The organism is Gemmobacter nectariphilus DSM 15620 (assembly GCF_000429765.1).
GTDB lineage: Bacteria > Pseudomonadota > Alphaproteobacteria > Rhodobacterales > Rhodobacteraceae > Wagnerdoeblera > Wagnerdoeblera nectariphila.
Map to the genome: position 1 here is coordinate 165,389 of NZ_AUCM01000008.1, position 18,977 is coordinate 184,365.

At 65.4% G+C, this 18,977-nt stretch carries 18 protein-coding genes and 1 tRNA gene; 10 read left to right on the top strand and 9 right to left on the bottom strand.

Annotation, left to right across the window (positions count from 1 at the left end):
- Positions 1-56: 56 nt before the first annotated feature.
- The 8 genes from G481_RS0110065 to G481_RS0110095 all read left to right on the top strand — a co-directional run bounded on the left by G481_RS0110065 (position 57) and on the right by G481_RS0110095 (position 4,247).
- Entirely contained in the window at positions 57-752 is a 696-nt protein-coding gene (locus tag G481_RS0110065; RefSeq protein WP_051294449.1) for a hypothetical protein, read from the top strand.
- On the top strand, positions 749-952 hold the full coding sequence (locus G481_RS0110070) for a hypothetical protein (RefSeq protein ID WP_028029918.1): 204 nt from the start codon (positions 749-751) through the stop codon (positions 950-952). Before G481_RS0110065 ends, G481_RS0110070 begins: the two co-directional genes overlap by 4 nt.
- On the top strand, positions 949-1,800 hold the full coding sequence (locus tag G481_RS0110075) for a hypothetical protein (RefSeq protein WP_028029919.1): 852 nt from the start codon (positions 949-951) through the stop codon (positions 1,798-1,800). The genes G481_RS0110070 and G481_RS0110075 overlap by 4 nt, the downstream gene beginning before the upstream one ends.
- Before the next feature lie 3 nt (positions 1,801-1,803).
- Complete coding sequence (locus G481_RS0110080) at positions 1,804-2,220, top strand: HNH endonuclease (protein WP_028029920.1); 417 nt, start codon at positions 1,804-1,806, stop codon at positions 2,218-2,220.
- Entirely contained in the window at positions 2,217-2,852 is a 636-nt protein-coding gene (locus G481_RS0110085; protein ID WP_028029921.1) for a hypothetical protein, read from the top strand. The genes G481_RS0110080 and G481_RS0110085 overlap by 4 nt, the downstream gene beginning before the upstream one ends.
- The gene (locus G481_RS0110090; protein ID WP_028029922.1) at positions 2,849-3,067 is read left to right on the top strand and encodes a hypothetical protein; all 219 of its coding nucleotides are present in this window, start codon (positions 2,849-2,851) and stop codon (positions 3,065-3,067) included. Before G481_RS0110085 ends, G481_RS0110090 begins: the two co-directional genes overlap by 4 nt.
- 2 nt (positions 3,068-3,069) lie before the next feature.
- Positions 3,070-3,378 (top strand): helix-turn-helix domain-containing protein, encoded by a 309-nt coding sequence (locus G481_RS26970; protein WP_154664581.1) that lies wholly within the window; start codon positions 3,070-3,072, stop codon positions 3,376-3,378.
- Positions 3,379-3,470: 92 nt separating this feature from the next.
- Positions 3,471-4,247, top strand: a complete 777-nt coding sequence (locus G481_RS0110095) for a tyrosine-type recombinase/integrase (protein WP_425402459.1) — start codon at positions 3,471-3,473, stop codon at positions 4,245-4,247.
- A gap of 73 nt (positions 4,248-4,320) precedes the next feature.
- Here the strand turns inward: G481_RS0110095 and G481_RS0110100 are convergent.
- The 7 genes from G481_RS0110100 to cysS all read right to left on the bottom strand — a co-directional run bounded on the left by G481_RS0110100 (position 4,321) and on the right by cysS (position 12,656).
- A tRNA-Val gene (locus G481_RS0110100) sits at positions 4,321-4,395 on the bottom strand.
- Between the two features lie 19 nt (positions 4,396-4,414).
- Positions 4,415-4,723 carry an HU family DNA-binding protein gene (locus G481_RS23465; RefSeq protein WP_161630521.1) on the bottom strand — a complete coding sequence of 103 codons (309 nt, stop codon included), beginning with the start codon at positions 4,721-4,723 and terminating at the stop codon, positions 4,415-4,417.
- A 303-nt stretch (positions 4,724-5,026) separates the two neighbouring features.
- The gene (lon, locus tag G481_RS0110110) at positions 5,027-7,435 is read right to left on the bottom strand and encodes an endopeptidase La (protein WP_028029924.1); all 2,409 of its coding nucleotides are present in this window, start codon (positions 7,433-7,435) and stop codon (positions 5,027-5,029) included.
- Between the two features lie 213 nt (positions 7,436-7,648).
- Entirely contained in the window at positions 7,649-8,425 is a 777-nt protein-coding gene (locus G481_RS0110115) for a squalene/phytoene synthase family protein (RefSeq protein ID WP_028029925.1), read from the bottom strand.
- Positions 8,422-9,417 carry an alpha/beta hydrolase gene (locus G481_RS23470; RefSeq protein WP_051294450.1) on the bottom strand — a complete coding sequence of 332 codons (996 nt, stop codon included), beginning with the start codon at positions 9,415-9,417 and terminating at the stop codon, positions 8,422-8,424. Before G481_RS23470 ends, G481_RS0110115 begins: the two co-directional genes overlap by 4 nt.
- Positions 9,414-11,033, bottom strand: coding sequence for a citramalate synthase (gene cimA, locus G481_RS0110125; protein ID WP_028029927.1), 1,620 nt, complete (start codon positions 11,031-11,033; stop codon positions 9,414-9,416). Before cimA ends, G481_RS23470 begins: the two co-directional genes overlap by 4 nt.
- Before the next feature lie 153 nt (positions 11,034-11,186).
- Positions 11,187-12,656, bottom strand: coding sequence for a cysteine--tRNA ligase (gene cysS, locus G481_RS0110130; protein WP_028029928.1), 1,470 nt, complete (start codon positions 12,654-12,656; stop codon positions 11,187-11,189).
- A gap of 321 nt (positions 12,657-12,977) precedes the next feature.
- On the opposite strand from cysS, the gene G481_RS0110135 reads away from it, so the two are divergent.
- A complete protein-coding gene (locus tag G481_RS0110135) occupies positions 12,978-14,303 on the top strand; it encodes an HlyD family secretion protein (protein ID WP_028029929.1) in 1,326 nt (441 codons plus the stop codon).
- Positions 14,300-15,904, top strand: coding sequence for a glycosyltransferase (locus tag G481_RS0110140; RefSeq protein WP_035025731.1), 1,605 nt, complete (start codon positions 14,300-14,302; stop codon positions 15,902-15,904). Before G481_RS0110135 ends, G481_RS0110140 begins: the two co-directional genes overlap by 4 nt.
- A 59-nt stretch (positions 15,905-15,963) precedes the next feature.
- Here G481_RS0110140 and G481_RS23475 read toward each other — a convergent pair whose 3' ends face one another.
- Positions 15,964-17,376: a calcium-binding protein gene (locus G481_RS23475; protein ID WP_051294451.1), complete on the bottom strand. Its 1,413-nt coding sequence runs from the start codon at positions 17,374-17,376 to the stop codon at positions 15,964-15,966.
- A gap of 44 nt (positions 17,377-17,420) precedes the next feature.
- On the bottom strand, positions 17,421-18,809 hold the full coding sequence (locus G481_RS23480; protein WP_051294452.1) for a nucleotide sugar dehydrogenase: 1,389 nt from the start codon (positions 18,807-18,809) through the stop codon (positions 17,421-17,423).
- Positions 18,810-18,977: the final 168 nt, after the last annotated feature.

The following is an 18,977-nucleotide window of genomic DNA, read 5'->3' on the forward strand; positions in this document are numbered from 1 at the left end:
ATGCGGACATACCTTGGTTGGCGTCCGTTACTGTCACCTTCCGGCGGGGACTGCCAATGCTTGACGCCCACTGGCCCACCGCCCCAGAGGCGCGGGCGCTGCGCGTCCTGATCGGCTGCGAGACCAGCGGCGTGATGCGCCGGGCGTTTGCCGCGCGCGGACACGACGCATGGTCCTGCGACCTGCTGCCCGCAGAGGACGGCAGCAACCGCCACATTCGTGGCGACGTGCGCGACCATCTGGCGGGCGGCTGGGATTTGCTGGTCGTGGCGCATCCGCCCTGCACCCGCCTGTGCAACAGCGGCGTCCGGTGGCTGCACACGCCGCCGCCAGGGCGCACGGCAGCCGACATGTGGGCCGAGCTTGACGAGGGCGTTGCGCTGTTCACGGCCTGCTGGCGTGCGCCGGTTGATCGCGTGGCGGTCGAAAACCCGATCATGCACCGCCACGCCCGCGAGCGGATGCCCGCTGACCTGCCGCGCCCGCAGATCGTGCAGCCGTGGTGGTTCGGCGAGCCTGCGAAGAAGGCGACCGGGTTCTACCTGCGCGGGCTGCCGCCGCTGACCCCGACGAACCGCCTGCCGCTGCCGGAGAGGGGCAGCGACGAAGACAAGCGGTGGCAGGCTGTTCACCGCGCCAGCCCCGGCCCGGATCGGTGGAAATTCCGCAGCCGCACATTCGAGGGCGTGGCCGCCGCCTGCGCCGACCAATGGGGCCGCGCGGCCCTGCAACAGATCGAGAGGACAGCATGACCCCGCGCCATCCGTTGGACGGCAACGCGATTGCCGCAGACCGCCATTACGACCAGCCCGCGCCGACCGATCACGACTGCTGCGACCAGTGCGGCGCGCCCTTCGGCGACCCTGACGATGACCCGGACTGCGTTGTCCAGGACGCCGTTGCGTTCATGTGGTGCGAAACCTGCGCCGAAGCACATGGAGATGAGACATGACCACCGACCACGACCACCCCGACACCGACCTGACGGACCCGCACGGCGAGGCCGAGGCGCTGCGGAGGGAGAACGCGCGGCTGCGGGTGCAAATGAAGGCAACGCTGGAACGCTCCGTGGGAGAGCGCCTGAAATATGAGCATCGACTGGCCGCGTCAGCTTGGAGACGTGGTTACTGGCAAGACCGCGCCGGAGCCGCAGAGGCCGCGCTTGCCAAGATGGGGATCCAGGTCATCACCGACGATGACATGCGCAGGAAGATCGAGGAGGGCCGCCGCCCCCTGGACGCGCGCACCGTCGCACAGGCGGCCGAAGCCTATCGGACGCTGCATCCAGAGGAATTTGCCGCCAGTCGCGCGCCCGATCCTGCCGTCAACGCTGGTAGCTGCCAGCCGGGCGACCTGATCAGCCGAGCGGCTGCGATTGAGGCTCTTGGGTTTGCTGCATGGAAGCATCAAGGGACGGACGCATATAGCGCAGGCATGGACGCTGGGGCACGGCATCAGGCGAAACAGGACTATGACGCAATCCGCGCACTCCCCGCCGCACCTGTGGCCGAGGCGCAGCCCACCATCGGCGGGGCGCAACTTGATGCGCTGGTGGATGAACTGCGCGGTATCGGCGGTCCTGGCTACTGGGCCGACACCGCCGCCGACGCCATCACCGCCCTGCGCGCGCAGCCGGACTGGAAGGCGATGGCCGAGCGGCTGGGGGAGGCGTTGGATGGGATGGAAACCATCGTCGAAGATCAAGAGTACAACACGCTTTATGTGAAGGGTTTCGTGCAGCGCCAGTTGAATAATGCCCGCGCCGCCCTGTCCGACCTCGCCAAGATGAAGGGGGAATGAGGGATGGATCGCGCCGACGAAATCTGGACCGGATCCAAAACGCAACGAGCCGCCCTTCGCGCGAGGTTTGACGGCAGATGCGGCTATTGCGGAGAAGTCATGCAGAAGATGCATGCCGATCACATCAAGCCTGTCATCAGGGTGACGACCGATCCAGGGGGGGAAAGGCTCCCTGTAGACCAACAGCGCATGGTCCGACCAGAACTGAACACTGTTGCGAACGTGATGCCGTGCTGCGGACCATGCAACATCAGTAAGGGCGGATACGGCCTGGAGGAGTGGCGCGCGCTGCTGGCTCGGTCTGCAGAAATCGTGGCCCGAGAGAAGTCTATCTTTCGCGCCGCCGTCCGGTTCGGGCTGATCCGCGTCGTTGATGAGCCTGTGATATTTCACTTTGAGCGGAAGGGGGCCACCAAATGACCGCCCGTATCGACACATCACCCGAGGCCATCGCGGCGCTGCACTGGGCGGCAGGTCAACAAATCGGCATGACGCTTGACGTTGACGATGTTGTCGCCCTCGCCGCCGAAATCGCCCGCCTGACCGACGCCGCTGATAACCACAACGCCGCGTGGGTTGCCGCTTGTGATCGGATTGCCGCGCTTGAGGCCGAGCGCGACGAGGCCCGCGCTCAGGTGGCTGTGGCGTATGAAGCTGCTGCGAATTTGGTGTTGGGTCTCCCAATGACAGATGGGGTTGCTGATGTTTTGGCGGAAGATATAGCTGATGACATCCGCGCCCTCACCACACCCGACGCCACCGCAGCCCTCGCCGCCCGTGACGCCGCGATGCGCAACGAGGGGCGGAAGTCGGTTAAGGTTAAGCCGCTGGTTTGGGAAGATGTAAATGAAACCGGAACCATCCAAGATGCCGCTGGTTTCAGAACCATCTATCGAGTGTGGGCTAACGGGCACACTGGTGAAGTGCGATACAAGACAAGCCATATGGGCGCCTGGCTTTTTGTGCAAACAGTCGAGGCCGCCAAAGCCGCAGCCCAAGCCGAATACGAAGCCTCCATCCTCGCCACGCTGGAACCGGAGGGCGGGGAATGAGCGCGCCGGAACGGACATGCACCGAAGACATCCGCGCCGATGTGGTGCAGGCGCTGGTGGAGGCCCTGCGCGACCTGATGTCCCTCGTGGACGACGCCCGCGCAGACGTGGACGTTGACGCTATGGACGCAGGCGGCGCGTGGCTCTGCGGCGACGAAATGCATTGCCGCATGGGCGCTGCGAGGGCTGCGCTGATCGCAGTCGAGGGGGGCTGACCATGGGGAAGCATGACGCGATCAAGCCGCCATATACCCCAGAAACACTTGCAGAGCGCTGGGGCGTGACCGCAAATGCCGTTCGCAAGAAATGTGCCGCTGGCGAGCTGGAGCACTTTCGGTTCGGCAAGCTCTACCGCATCCCCGCTCGCGTCGTTGAGGAGTTCGAACAGTGCCAGACATCAGCATCGGCAGGCTCAGAGGTGGCTACTGCGTCTTCTGGTCCGACGACGGCCGCCGCGTTCGGCATCAGCTTAAGGCACGCACCAGAGCGGAAGCGGAAGCCGAGGCAATCGACGTCTACCGCCTGAAGCACTTCGCTCAGGCGCAGACCGGCGCGACGGTGGCGCAGTTGTGGGACGAATACCGCCGCGATCTGGGCGACAAGCCCACGGCGAAGACCATGGGCTATACCGGCAAGGCGGTTCTGGCGCATTTCGGGCACTACCGCCCTGACCAGATCACGACCGAGCTGTGCCGCAGCTACGCCCGCGCACGGATGGCCGCCGGCATATCTCAGGGCGCGGTCCACACCGAACTAGGCCACCTGCGCAGCACGATGACATGGGCAGAGCGCAACAGGATGATCGAAGCCGCGCCGCATATCGAGCGACCAGCCAAGCCGACACCCAAGGAGCGATTCCTGACGAAAGAGGAAGTTGCGCGGCTGATCGACCACGCCGAAGCCCCGCATATCGCGCTGGCGATCCACCTGCTGTTCGCAACAGCTGGCCGGGTGTCGGCCGTGCTGCAGCTGACTTGGGATCGTGTCGATCTGGATCGCGGCGTGATCAACCTGCGGCTCGACGATGCCCGCACGCGCAAGGGGCGCGCTATCGTGCCAATCAACCGTGGCCTGCTGGCGGCGCTGCAGACGGCCCGCGATGCAGCCCTGTCCGATCACGTCGTTGAGTGGGGCGGAAAGCCGGTGGCGAGCATCCGCAAGGGCTTTGAAGCCGCCGTGACCCGCGCCGGGCTGCGCGACGTGACCCTGCACACGATTCGCCATTCGGCTGCCGTGGCGATGGTGTCGAACGGGATCCCGATCACCCAGGTCGCCCAATATCTCGGCCACAGCAACACGACGATCACCTATTCGACCTACGGCAGATTCGCCCCTGATCACCTGACAGAGGCGGCCGAGGTGCTGGATTTCGTCAGGCTTCGCGCGAGAAAGTAGGTTCAATGAACCGCAGGGCACTTCGCACAAATGAAAAAGCCCCGAATTTCTCCGAGGCTTTTCAATGCGATAATGGTGGGCGATAACGGATTTGAACCGCTGACATCTTCGATGTGAACGAAGCGCTCTACCGCTGAGCTAATCGCCCGATGCCGGGGGGTTTACCCTCACTCCTGAGCAGGCGCAAGAGGGGTTTCACCCTCTTTTTTCGCCTTTGCTTTCCCGCCGGTCGCCGGCCGCAGCTTGATCAGGGTCTTGCGGCCCGTTTCATCGTCTCCCTTGAGCGTGACCTTGGCCCGGCCAAGCGGCGGCAGGATGAACGCTTCACCGCGGCTCAGCGAGGCGCCAAGCTCATGCAGCACGGCATCCATGACGGCCTTGGCCTGTTTCTTGTCGGCACCCGCGCGGGCGACGACGCGCTCAAGCAGGCTGCGAACCTTCAGCACGCCGCCTTCGATCGGTCCCTCGATCGGCATGGGCGCGGGGGCAGCCGCCTTGGGCTTTCGTGCAGCGCCGGCCGGCTTCTTGGCACGGGGGGTGCCGGCTGCGGGTTTCGTGGTCTTGGCCATGGGAAATCACCCTTCTGACAATGATTTTGCGCAGAATAGGCCTCTGCGCGGCATCAACAAGCGAATTTCGCGGCCTCAGCAGAATTCCGCACGGCCTGCCACCGAATTGCGCTGAAATTGCGGCCCCGCACAGGGGATGAGCCCGGATGACAGGTTCGACATGAAAAAAGGGCCGCCCTTCGGCGGCCCTTTCACAAGGTCGGTGATGGCTCAGTGCGCCATCTGGCCTTCGCGGCCCGCGGCCTCGGCCTTGCGGGCCAGGGCGGCGGCTTCCTCGGCGGCCTCGTCCCATTCGACCGGCTCGGGCTGGCGCACCAGTGCCAGTTTCAGCACTTCGGAGACGTGCTTGACGGGGATGATCTTCAGCCCCTCCTTCACGTTGTCCGGGATCTCGGGCAGATCCTTTTCGTTCTCCTCGGGGATCAGCACCGTGGTGATGCCGCCCCGCAGCGCCGCCAGCAGTTTTTCCTTGAGCCCGCCGATCGCCATGGCGTTGCCGCGCAAGGACACCTCGCCCGTCATCGCGATGTCGCGGCGCACCGGAATGCCCGTCAGCACCGAGACGATGGCGGTGACCATCGCCAGACCGGCCGAGGGGCCATCCTTGGGCGTCGCGCCATCGGGGACGTGGACGTGGATGTCCAGCGTGTCGAACTTGGGCGGCTTCACCCCGATCCGCGGCGAAATCGAGCGGACGTAGCTGGAGGCCGCGTCGATCGATTCCTTCATCACATCGCCCAGTTTCCCGGTCGTCTTCATGCGGCCCTTGCCAGGCAGCTTGAGCGCCTCGATGTGCAGCAGATCGCCGCCCACGCTGGTCCAGGCCAGGCCCGTCACCACGCCGACCTGATCTTCCGCTTCTGCCAGACCAAAGCGGAAGCGGCGCACGCCCAGCATGGATTCCAGCCGCTCGGGCGTCACCTCGACCGACTTTTCCTTGCCCTTGACGATCTCGGTCACCGCCTTGCGGGCGGTTTTCGCGATCTCGCGTTCAAGGTTCCGCACCCCCGCCTCGCGGGTATAGTAGCGGATGATGTCGTTCAGCGCGGCATCGGTGATGCTATATTCGGTCTTCTTCAGACCATGCGCCGTCACCTGTTTCGGGATCAGGTGCTGGCGCGCGATCTCGCGCTTTTCGTCCTCGGTGTAGCCGGCCAGGCTGATGATCTCCATCCGGTCCAGCAGCGGGCCCGGCATGTTGTAGCTGTTGGCCGTGGTCAGGAACATGACGTTCGACAGGTCATATTCCACTTCCAGATAGTGATCGACAAAGGTCCCGTTCTGTTCCGGGTCCAGCACCTCGAGCAGGGCAGACGCCGGATCGCCGCGGAAGTCCTGACCCATCTTGTCGATTTCATCGAGCAAGATCAGCGGGTTGGTCGTCTTGGCCTTTTTCATCGCCTGGATGATCTTGCCAGGCATCGAGCCGATATAGGTCCGCCGGTGACCGCGGATTTCGGATTCGTCGCGCACCCCGCCCAAGCTGATGCGGATGAATTCGCGCCCCGTCGCCTTGGCGACCGACTTGCCCAGCGAGGTCTTGCCCACGCCCGGAGGGCCGACCAGGCACAGGATCGGGCCCTTCAGCTTGGTCGAGCGGTTCTGAACGGCCAGATATTCGACGATGCGTTCCTTGACCTTTTCCAGACCGTAGTGGTCGGCGTTCAGCACATCCTCGGCCTTGCCCAGATCCTTCTTGACCTTGGACTTGACGTTCCACGGCACGCCCAGGATCCAGTCCAGATAGTTGCGCACCACCGTCGCCTCGGCGCTCATCGGGCTCATGGACTTGAGCTTCTTCAGCTCGGCATCCACCTTGTCCTTGGCCTCTTTCGACAGTTTGGTCGCGGCAACCCGGGCTTCCAGCTCGGCGATCTCGTTCTGACCGTCCTCGCCGTCGCCCAGCTCCTTCTGGATCGCCTTCATCTGCTCGTTCAGATAGTATTCGCGCTGCGTGCGCTCCATCTGCGACTTGACGCGGGACTTGATCTTCTTCTCGACCTGCAGGACAGACATTTCGCCCTGCATGTGGCCATAGACCTGTTCCAGACGTTCGGCGACATCGAGCGTTTCCAGCAGCTTCTGCTTTTGCGCAACGGTAATGCCCAGATGCCCCGAGACCAGATCGGCCAGCCGCGCGGATTCGCGCGTCTCGGCGACGGCGGACAGGGCCTCTTCGGGGATGTTCTTCTTGATCTTGGCGTAACGTTCGAATTCGTCCGAGACGGTGCGCACCAGGGCCTCGACCGTGGCCTCATCGCCCGGCAGTTCGGTCAGGCGAGCGCATTCGGCCTCGAAGAACTGATCGTTGTCCAGGAACCGCTCGATCCTCACGCGCGAGCGGCCTTCGACCAGCACCTTGACGGTGCCGTCAGGCAGTTTCAGCAGCTGGAGCACATTGGCCAGAACGCCGACCTTGTAGATGCCATCGGTCTTGGGGTCGTCCACCGTGGGATCGACCTGCGACGACAGAAGGATCTGCCGGTCTTCGGACATGACCTCTTCCAGCGCACGCACCGATTTCTCGCGCCCGACGAAGAGCGGCACGATCATGTGCGGGAACACCACGATGTCGCGCAGCGGCAGCACCGGGTAGCTGGGGGAAAGGGTTTCGTTCATCATCGTTCCTTAGCTGGCAGGAAGGCACCGGCCCCGAGCAAGTTCGGCAGCCCCGACCTTCCCCTGTCAAGACAGTGTAGATGGTGTGACAGTGGGCGCAAGTCAACTGCACGCACCTGCAGGTGATGAAGGGCAAGGGGGGCCGTCTGCCCCCCTCTGCGCGCAGGCGCGCATTCACCCCCCGAGGATATTTGGATCAAGGCGAAAGACAGCCTACCAGTGCCCCGTGGTGGCAGCCCAGGCCAGGCGGCCGCGGCGGGCAAATTCGCTTAGCTGCAAGGTGGCGCCAGGCACCCGGTCAGGTTCGCGTGCCGCAAGGCGCAGCAGGGGCGCGGCCTGCCAGCCGGGCAACAAGGCGGGCCGTGCGGTGGCGGGCACTGCATTGCGCCGGGCGCGGGCAGATGTGATGCGGGCAAGCCCGGCTTTTGCCAGCTGTGCGATACCTTGGGGGGAGGCATCGGGCAGAGGGTGACGCCCCCTTGCCACCAGCTCCGGCGCCGCGCGCAGCCAGCTGGCAAGGGCGGTGCCGGCCCCGTAGAGGCGGATTGCGGCCTCAGCGCTGTCCGGCGCGCCAAGCGCGCGGGCGGCCAGCCACATCAGCGCCCCGCCGGTTGCATCGAGATGCGCCCAGAGCGCGGCCTCATCGGCAAAGGGTTCGGACCAGATGTCCCAGCGCCGCGCCTCGACCAGGGTATCCAGCAGGGCGGTGGCGGGCGCGTCGCCCGACAGGAACCCGCAGGCTTCCAGCACCGGATGGCCAGACCGTGGCGGGGCGCCCTGCCCCAGTTCCTCCAGCACGTCGCGCCACCATTGCAGCCGCATCTCGGCCACCAGCGGCTGGCTGCTGGCCCAGGCGGCGCGCGAGATCTCGACGTTCAGCGCATAAAGCGGGATCAGCCGCGCCTGTGCGGCGGGCGGGGCGGGCAACGTGGCCAGCAAACGGTCGGGATCGGCGCCGGCCAGCAGATCGCGGCAATGTGCAAGGCTCATCGGACCTCCCCCAGCCAGGTTCGGATTGCATCGAAGGTATCTGGGCTGTCGACCACATCAAGGTGCCCGGCCGGAACCAGCCGGTAGCGGCCATTCGGGTTGGCCGGCGCCATGGCGGGCTCGTAGGCCGCGGCGACAAAGGCCTCGTCGTCCTGCCCCGCGACCAGCAGGAAGGGCGGCAGCCCCGCCACATCGCGCCGCCAGTCACGGCGCGGCGCATAGGAGGTGTTCAGCCGATAGGAATAGGCGCGCGTCGCCTCGGCGCCAGAGGGGCCATCCAGCACGCTGGACGGAAAGCGGAACTGGATCACCGGCAAATGGTTCAGCGCCCGGATGCGCAGGGCGTTCAGCATGGTCAGCCCGATGATGCGCCGCACCATCACCCGCGCCCATCCGCCCGATCCGGGCCGCGCCGTCGGGGCATCGTGCTGCAGAAAGGGCGCCAGCAGCACCGCGCCCTGGATCAGGGCGCCATATGGCCCGCCCGCCATGCGCACGACCAGCCCGCCACCCGAGGAATGGCCCAGCAGAACCACCCGTTGCCCCGGCCGGGCGACTGCCGCGATCAGATCGGCAAGGTCTTCCTCGAACTGGCCGATATGGTCCAGATCGCCGCGGCGCTGCGGCGCGGGGCCATGGCCGCGCAGATCGGGGGCCACCACATCGGCCAGCCCTTCGGCAGCCAGCCGGGCACCCAGCCCGCGGAACTGCCCGCCATGCCAGCCCGACCCATGCACCGCCACCACCAGCGGCGCCCCATCACGCCCCGAGGACCATTGCCGATAGCCAAGCCGCGCGCCATCGCGCGCGGTCCAATGCCGCAGCGGCACGTCCGGTGCTGCGGCGGCCATCACCTCGAACCGCAATCCCTGGCCGTCAGCGGCCCGCAGATCGGGCTGCTGCCGATCCGACAGGATCAGGCCGCCCGCGACCAGCAGCGTGCCGCCCAATCCGATCGCAACCGTCAGGACAAGGCGGCCAAGCAGCGTCATGCCCGCGCCACCCCGTCGCGGATCAGCTTCCAGTTGACCGCATCGAGCAGCGCCATGAACGAAGCATCGACCAGGTTCGGGCTGACCCCGACCGTCGACCAGCGCCGGCCCTGGCCATCCTCGCTGTCGATGATCACCCGCGTCACGGCGTCGATGCCGCCCTGGGTGATCCGCACCTTGAAATCGACCAGCTTCATGTCGTCGATACTGGCCTGATAGGGGCCCAGATCCTTGCCCAGCGCCGTCGACAACGCATTGACCGGGCCACGATCCTCGCCCGTCTCATCCATGGATTCCGACACCGACAGCACCCGCTGGCTGCCGATGTTCACCACGACCACCGCCTCGGACAGGCTGACATTGCGCCCCTCGCGGTTACGGCGGCGCTCGACGGTGACGCGGTAGCGTTCCACCTCGAAGAACCGCGGTGCCAAGCCAAGTTCGCGCCGCGCCAGCATCTCGAAGCTGGCCTGCGCACCATCATAGGCAAAGCCCTGATCCTCGCGTTCCTTCACCCGGTCGAGGATCTGCGCCAGACGCGGATCGCCCGGCGGCACCTCCAGCCCCGCCTCGGCCAGACGGGCGCGCAGGTTCGACTGCCCCGCCTGGTTCGACATCGGGATGATGCGCTCGTTCCCCACAAGGCCCGGCTCGATATGCTCATAGGTCGAGGGATCCTTGAGGATCGCGCTGGCATGCAGCCCTGCCTTGTGGGCAAAGGCGCTGGCCCCGACATAGGGCGCGCTGCGCAGCGGCACCCGGTTCAGGATATCGTCCAGCAGCCGGCTGATGCGCACCATCTGCGGCAGCGTTTCCGCGGCAACGCCGGTCTCATAGCGGCTGACATAGGGCTCCTTGAGCAGCAGCGTCGGGATCAGCGTGGTCAGGTTGGCATTGCCGCACCGCTCGCCCAGCCCGTTCAGCGTGCCCTGAATCTGCCGGACCCCGGCATCGACGGCAGCCAGCGAACAGGCCACCGCATTGCCGGTATCGTCATGGCAGTGAATGCCCAGCCGATCACCCGGAATGCCGGCCACGATCACCTCGGAAACGATCCGCCCAACCTCGGCCGGCAAGGTGCCGCCATTGGTGTCGCACAGCACGATCCAGCGCGCCCCGGCCCCCAGGGCCGCCTGCAGACAGGCCAGCGCATAGGCCGGGTTCGCCTTCCAGCCGTCAAAGAAATGCTCGGCATCGAACAGTGCCTCGCGGCCCGAAGCCACCATATGCGCAACCGACTCGCGGATCGCGGTGACATTCTCGTCCAGCGTCACGCCAAGCGCGGTGCTGACATGGAAATCATGCGTCTTGCCCACCAGGCAGACAGCCGCCGTGCCCGCATTCATCACCGCCGCCAGCACATCGTCGTTCGCGGCAGATCGCCCGGCCCGCTTGGTCATGCCAAAGGCCGTAAAGGTCGCGCGGGTCTGCGGCCGGGCCGCAAAGAAATCGCTGTCGGTCGGGTTGGCGCCGGGCCAGCCCCCCTCGATGTAATCCACCCCCAAGGCATCCAGCGCGGCGCAGATCTGCACCTTGTCGGCCACCGAGAACTGCACGCCCTGCGTCTGCTGCCCGTCGCGCAGCGTGGTATCGTATAGGTAAAGACGTTCCCTCACGCCTCGCCTCCCTCTCGCCTCGTCCCCCGGATGGCCCGACCATCCCTCGCCGCTCCCGAAGGGAACTGGCACCTGTATTTCATCTGTCCGCAAATATCCTCGGGGGGGCCGGGGGGCAGACAGCCCCCCGGGGTCAGCCACCCCGTGGACCGCTCAGATATCCTTCAGCTTCTCCGCGTCGAACCCGGCCCCCGGCACCAGTTCCACCCCCGCCTTCGACATCCGGACCTCGACCCCGGCAGCAACCAGCGCCGCCTTCATCGCATCGACGGCAGAAAAGTCCTTGGTGGCCATGGCTTCAGCGCGAAGTGCGGCCAGCCGCTCGATGTAGCCGGAGAGATCCGGGGTATTTACGTCCACCCAAGCCCCCATATCATCACCAAGCAAGCCGAGTAGATGTGCAGAAGCAATAAACTCATCAGCCGCAGCGCCTGCATCAAAACCAGGAATATCCGCGCCGTGAAAATCAGCGTTGATAAGGTTGAACATCGCATGCAACTCGGCAAGTGCCGCTGACGTGTTCATATCATCGGCCAGTGCTGCCACAACTCGATCGGCGGGGACGGATGGACGAACGCCCCCTAACAGCCCCCTCCACTTGCGCAACACGCCCTCTGCCTCGCGTGCCTTGTCGGCCGTCCAATCCATCGGTTTCGAATAATGCGTCATCAGGAACACATACCGGATCACCTCGCCCGGGATGCCCTGATCCAGCAATTCGCGCACGGTGAAGAAATTGCCCAAGGACTTGGACATCTTCTTGCCCTCGACCAGCAACATCTCGTTGTGCAGCCAGTAGCGCGCAAAGCCCTTGGCCGGATCGCTCGCCCCATGGGCGCAGCAGCTTTGCGCCACCTCGTTTTCGTGGTGCGGGAATTGCAGGTCGATCCCGCCGCCGTGAATGTCGAAGACATGCGGGGCTGCCAGCGCCTGCGCCGAAAGGCGGTCCTTCATCGCCTCCCACAGCAGGCCATCCGACATGGCCGAGCATTCGATATGCCAGCCCGGACGGCCATAGCCCCAGGGCGATGGCCAGCCCGGAAGATCGCCCGACGACGGCTTCCACAGCACGAAATCCATCGGGTCTTCCTTGAAGGGCGCCACCTCGACCCGCGCGCCGGCGATCATGTCATCGACCGACCGGCCCGACAGCGCGCCATAGGCGGCAAAGGACCGGACGCGGAACAGCACATGCCCCTGGGCAGCATAGGCATGGCGGCCGTCGATCAACCCCTGGATCATCGCGATCATCGCCGGGATCCATTCGGTCGCGCGGGGTTCCGCCGTCGGGCGCAGCGCCCCCAGCGCATCCATGTCGGCATGATACCAGCCGATGGTTTCATCGGTGATGTCACGGATCGGGCGCCCGGTCTGGGCCGCCTTGGCGTTGATCTTGTCATCAACGTCGGTGAAGTTGCGCACATAGGTCACCGCCGCCTCGCCATAGACATGGCGCAGCAGGCGGAACAGCACGTCGAACACCACGACGGGCCGGGCATTGCCCAGATGCGCGCGGTCATAGACCGTCGGGCCGCAGACATACATCCGCACATGTGCCGGATCGAGCGGCACGAAATCCTCGACCTTGCGGGTCATAGTATTGCGCAAGCGGATGCGGGCCATGGCAGTCCTTCCCTGATGCCTCGACGGCATTACCCCGGGCGGGCCTTACCAACTTCGCGTGTTCTTGAAAACAGCTTGGAACGGCCCGCCTGACGAATGTCAGCAGGTAATGCAACCGATGCAGATGATCGTGTGTCCGTTCATGGCCCCTGTCTAGCATCGCCGCCCTGCCGCGTCCAGCACGTCGCGGTGCCCCACGCGCCTACAAATTGGGGTAAGCCCGCGCCGGATGTGCAAATCTTGCGGCTGACTGTCTGCCCGTGCTAGCCAAACGCGCCCGCCTGATTTACCCTGCCCCCATTCAAACCGGAGAGCCGCCGCGTGGAAGTCCGCCACGAACCGCCCAGCGCAGAAACCATGTTCCGCCTGCGCGCGCCGTTGCACGTCGGCTTTCCTGATGGCCATGCGGTCAAGGTGGACGACTGGTCGCTCAAGGCGCTTTACACCAGCGAACTTGCGGGGCGCGATCTGGACGGGCTGATGCTGTCGGTGCCGTTTCAGGGCGTCGGGGTCTATTTCCCGATCGAGCTGGAAAAGGGCGAGGGTGAAAACGAATACCTGTTTCGCAACCTGACCGGCCGCCAGCGCGAGACGCTGGCGCTGTTCTACCGCAACCTCTTGTCGGGGCGGATGACCACCGCCGCGGACATGATCGTCGCGCTGGATACGCCCGTCGATCTGGTCCCGATGGGCGAGACCGAGGCCGAGCGCAAGGCCGGCGAGGCGCGCGTTTCCTCGCGCCGCTCGCGCACGCTGGTCAACCTGGCCTATTACGGCACGTTGTTCCTGCTGGTCGCGGGCTTTCTGGGCATGGTCGCCTGGAACCGCCTCAGCACGGTGCCGGTGCTGTCGGCCCATGTCGCCGCGGCGACCAGCCAGATCATCGCGCCGGTCGCCGGCTATGTGCGCGAAATCCCGGTGCCGGTCGGGGCCAAGGTTCAAGGCGGCGACATCTTGCTGCGCCTTGACGATCAAGAGGCCCTGCGCCTGTTGACCGAGGCCGAGACCGCCCGAAGCGAAACCGAACAGATGCTGTCGGCCACCCAGGGCCGCCTGGCCGCCCATGCCGCCCAGCGCGCCGAGGCCCGCCTGACCTTTCGCGGCGGCACCGAACGGTTCGATCAGGGGATTTCGGTCAATACCGGCGATTACCACGATATCCGCCTGAAGCTGGAGGCCGAGGCCAATGCCCAGACCGCAGAGCTGGAGCGGCTGACGGCCCGTATCGCCAGCCTGCGCGAGCGGGCCGAGGCAACGGCCCTGGCCGCGCCCGGCGACGGAACCGTCACCGACCATCTGGTGCGCCCCTTTGACATGGTGCGCCCTGGCGATCCCTTGGTGCTGTTCGAACTCGACCAGCCGCGCAGCATCGTGGCGCACCTGCCCTCGAGCTCGACGCTGAAGGTCTGGACGGGGATGCGCGCCGACATCGCCTACATGCGCGATGGCACCCGCGTCGCCCTTCAGGGCGAGGTTCGGCGCCTGACCGTGGACGGAACCGGGGCCAACCAGCTTCTGGTCGCGGCCATCGACGTGCCGGGTCTGACCCCCGACGAAAGCCGCCGGCTGTTCATCGAGGGGATGCCGGTATCGGTTGTCCTGCGCCCCGAACTTCTGTCGCGCTGGCTGCGGAGCTGGTCGCAATGACCACGGCCAGCAGTGGCGAGGCGCCCGAGGGCGATTATCCGCTGGAAAAGGAAATCGTCCGCCGCCTGCGCCATCAGCTGGCCCCTGCCCCGGTCGGCATGGCGCGCTATCCCCCGGTGTTCCTGCTGCGGCTGGGGCTGCTTCTGGCGGTGCTCTGGGGGGTGGCTGTGCTGTTGCCCAACCGCTTCCTTGGCCCCGACACGCTGCATATCACGCTGGCGCTTGGCGTTCTGGGAACATGGCGGTTCGGCTGGTGGTTCAACCATGCGCTGCGCTCGGACGCCTATCGCCGGATGTTGTGGCCGCCCAAGCGCGAAGCGGCAGACCGGATCTGGCACCAGGGCTGGCGGCCCCGGCGGCTGCACGTCCAGATGACCACCTACAAGGAAGAAAAGGCGATCACCCGTCTGGTCCTGATCTCGATCCTGGCGCAGATCCGGCGCGAGCGGGTGCCCACCTCGATCTGGATCGGCACTGGCAGCGCGCAGGACGAGGTGAACATCCGCGAGGTGATCGAGACCTATGCCAGCGACATTCCCGACGATCTGGCCGAGGTGATCTTTGTGCGCCAGAACCAGCCGGGCAAGCGCATGGCCATTGGCCTCATCCTGCGCGGCATCTCGCGCCACGGGGTCGAACCGGACGATCTGGTGATCTTCATGGACGGCGATGCGGTCTATGGGCCGGATGTGCTGGAAAAGACCCTGTCGATGTTCGGCGCCGACCCCGACTTGCAGGCCCTGACCACCGACGAAGAGGTCATGTGCTTTGGCCCGGCCTGGATCGAGAAATGGCTGACCATGCGCTTTGCCCAGCGCCGTCTGGCGATGGAAAGCCATGCGGTCAGCGACCGGGTGCTGACGCTGACGGGGCGGTTCAGCGTGTTCCGCGCCCGCCACATCATCGACCCCCAGTTCATCCGCACGATCGAGGCCGATCACCTGGATCACTGGCTGTGGGGCCGGTTCCGGTTCCTGTCGGGCGATGACAAGTCGACCTGGTATCACCTGCTGTCCAAGGGGGCCAAGATGACCTATGTCCCCGATGCCTGCGTCTATACGATCGAGATCATCAAGGGATCGGGCCTGCAACGGATGGTGGAAAACTTCCGCCGCTGGTCGGGCAACATGCTGCGCAATGGCAGCCGGGCCATCGCGCTGGGGCCGGCGGTGGTGCCGCCCTTCATCTGGTGGTGCGTGGTCGATCAGCGGATTGCCATGTGGACCATGCTGGTCAGCCCGATCCTGGCGATCTATGGCACGATCATGGACCCGCTCTATGCGACCAACGTGTTCCTGTGGGTCATCGCCTCGCGGCTGTTCCTGTCGGCCTGGCTGTGGCGCTATGCGCGCGAACCCGATCTGGCCTGGCCGTTCATCCTGTATTTCAACCAGCTGATCAATGCGGGCGTGAAGATCTACATGCTGTTCCACCTGGCCAAGCAGAAATGGTTCAACCGGGGCGGCCAGAGCGTCGGGGGGCGGCGCAACCGGATGGATGCGGTGCGCGACCATTTCGCGCTGTTCCAGCTGATCACCTCGGTTGCGGCCTTTGCCACCTTCCTTGGCATCTATGCCGGGGTGCTGCCGACGCCGTTCTGAACGGGTTGCGGCCCGAAGGCTGGAAAGCCGCCGGGCCGCGTGTTCGGATCTGCGGCCGGTCAAGCGAACAGGATCGAGGCCCAGACATCCTCGACCATCAGCGCCGCCGAGGCCTGCACCGAGATCGTCAGATCGCCGATGGCAATCTCGACCGCGCCGGCGCCGGTCAGGCTCATGGCATCCGACAGGAAGCTGTCGGCCGTCCAGCCCTTGTCCAGCAGGCACAGGTTCGTCAGGTCGATGCTGTCGCGCCCGGCCTCGAAATCGGCAACCGTATCGGTCCAGGCATCCACATCCTGCGTGCGCCAGACAAAGGTGTCATACCCTGCCCCGCCATACAGGATGTCGCTGCCTTCGCCGCCGATCAGCGTGTCGGTGCCAGTGCCGCCATAGAGAACGTCCGCGTCATGGCTGCCGTCCAGCAGGTCGTTGCCAGCGTCACCGTTCAGCGTGTCGTTGCCGCGCCCGCCATAGACTCTGTCAAAGCCGCCGCCACCGTTGACGATGTCATCGCCTTCGCCGCCATGCAGGCTGTCCCAGCCGGCCGCGCCGTTGATCGTGTCGTTGCCGCTGTCGCCCCAGATCAGATCGGCACCATCGCCGCCATCAAGACTGTCATCGCCGGCGCCGCCATACAGCAGGTCATCGCCCTTTTGACCGAACAGGCTGTCATTGCCCGATCCGCCCAGGACCGTATCGTTGGCCGATCCGCCTTCCAGCCAGTCATCGCCAGAGCCGCCATCCAGGCTGTCATCGCCATCGCCGCCAAACAGCGCATCCTTGCCCTGCCCGCCCAGCAAGGTATCGGTGCCGGTGCCGCCCACCAGCTCATCATCGCCCGACCCGCCGTTCAGCAGATCATTGGCCGAGCCGCCGAACAGCTGGTCATTGCCGCTGCCACCGAACAGCTGGTCATCGCCATCACCGCCGACCAGGCTGTCATCGCCCGACTCGCCGAACAGCGTGTCCTTGTTGGTGCCGCCGAACAGCTGGTCATTGCCGTCGCCGCCATCCAGCCAGTCACGCCCGCCGCCGCCGACCAGTTCGTCATCGCCGGCATTGCCTTCAAGGAAGTCCTGATCGTCGCCGCCATAGAGGGTGTCGTTCCCCTCGCCGCCCTTGAGCGTGTCGTTACCGGCCTCGCCATGGATGCGGTCATTGCCAAGGCCACCCCAGGCGCGATCATTGCCGATGTCGGCCTTGATCCTGTCGTCGCCCTCGTCGCCGTAAAGATCGTCGGTGCCTTCGCCGCCAAAGATGTTGTCGTCGCCGGTTCCGCCATAGATCGTGTCATCGCCACCACGTCCCATCAGGACGTCATGGTCGTTGGCCGGATCGTTGCCCTTGCCCGGCTTGGTCTTGCCGCCCGAAGGTGGCACGGCGGCATAGCCATGGATCTGGTCGTCGCCGTCGCTGCCCTGGATGGCATCGGTCTTGTCGCTGCCCCAGAACGTGGTGAATAACGCAGTCATAACTGTCTCCAATCGAAAAAACCTGGGGCTTGCCAGTCTTGGGGTCACCAGCCGATGCCGCACAGGGCGGCGGGCTGTTCGGCGCGGGCCTTGAACAGGCGCACCACATCAATCACCGGCTGCGCCAACGGGGCGACAACCTTGCGGTAAAGATCGCTTGCATGGGTCACGATCACGGCGTCGGCGCCAGCAACGGCAGCTTCGGCATTGGCGGCCAGCATCCCGGCCAGCTTCGGCGCCAGCCGTTTCAGGCCGGGGGCCGCATGTTCCACATAGGCCAGCTGCGCCTCGATCCGGGTTTCGGGGGTGACAGCCGCGTCATGGGCCACCACCTCGACACCTTCGTCAGCCAGCGCCGCGATCACGTCAAGGATGGGGCTTTCGCGCAGATCATCGGTGCCGGGCTTGAAGGCCAGACCCAGCACCGCCACCTTGCGCGCGCCGGTCGCGCGCACCATGTCCAGCGCCGTCTGAACCTGGGTGCGGTTCGATTGCGTCAGCGATCCGATCAGCGGCACCGACACGCCCAGTTCCTCGGCCAGATGGGTGACCGCGCGCACTTCCTTGGGCAGGCACGAGCCACCAAAGGCAAAGCCGGGCTTGAGGTAATAGGGCGACAGGTTCAGCTTGGTGTCCTGAACGAAGATGTTCATCACTTCGTGGCTGTCGACCTCCAGCGGCTTGCACAGCCGGCCGATTTCATTGGCAAAGGTGACCTTGGTCGCGTGCCAGACGTTGTCGACATACTTGACCATCTCGGCCACCTCGATCGTGGTCAGGATGATCTTGGGATCGACCTTTTCATAGATGCGGGCCACGATATTGGCGGCGCGCTCGTCGCTGGCCCCGATCACGGTTTTCGGCGGGGCATGGAAATCGGCGATGGCAACGCCTTCGCGCAGGAATTCCGGGTTGAAGCAGATGCCGAAATCGCGGCCCGCCACCTTGCCCGAGGCCGCCTCGATTTCCGGCACCATCACACCGAGCGTGGTGCCCGGCGGGATCGAGCAGCGCATCACCACGACATGATAGCTGTCCTTGATCGCCAGAGCCTTGCCGATCCCGCGCGCGGCCGAAACGATATGGCGCATGTCGCAGCCCCCGTCCGGCGCCGTCGGAGTGCCGACCGAAACGAAGGTCACATCGGTATCGGCAACGGCCGCGACGATGTCGTCGGTTGCGCTGACCAGCCCGTCGGCCACGCCCTGGGTCAAGAGCTCTTCAAGGCCCGCCTCGTGCAGGGGCGCGTGACCGGCGCCGATCTGGGCAATCTTCACCGGGTCCACATCCACCCCGATCACCCGATGCCCCAGGCTGGCCAGGCAGCCGGTCGAGACCGCGCCGACATAGCCAAGGCCGATCACGGACACCGCAGCACGCGGTTCGACGACGGTGAAGGGCGCAAATCCATGGGGGACGGCATTGTAATGCATGGCTAATCGTCCTGATGAACCGGAGTCCGGTCTTGGTTTCTGATGAGTTAACCAATCGCCGCCGAAGCGGGCCGGATTCAGGCGGTGCAAAGGTAATTTGCGACCGCATCAGGGGGGGGTATGGCAAGTCTGTGCCCCAACGCCGCAATCTTGTCTCAAATGCAATAG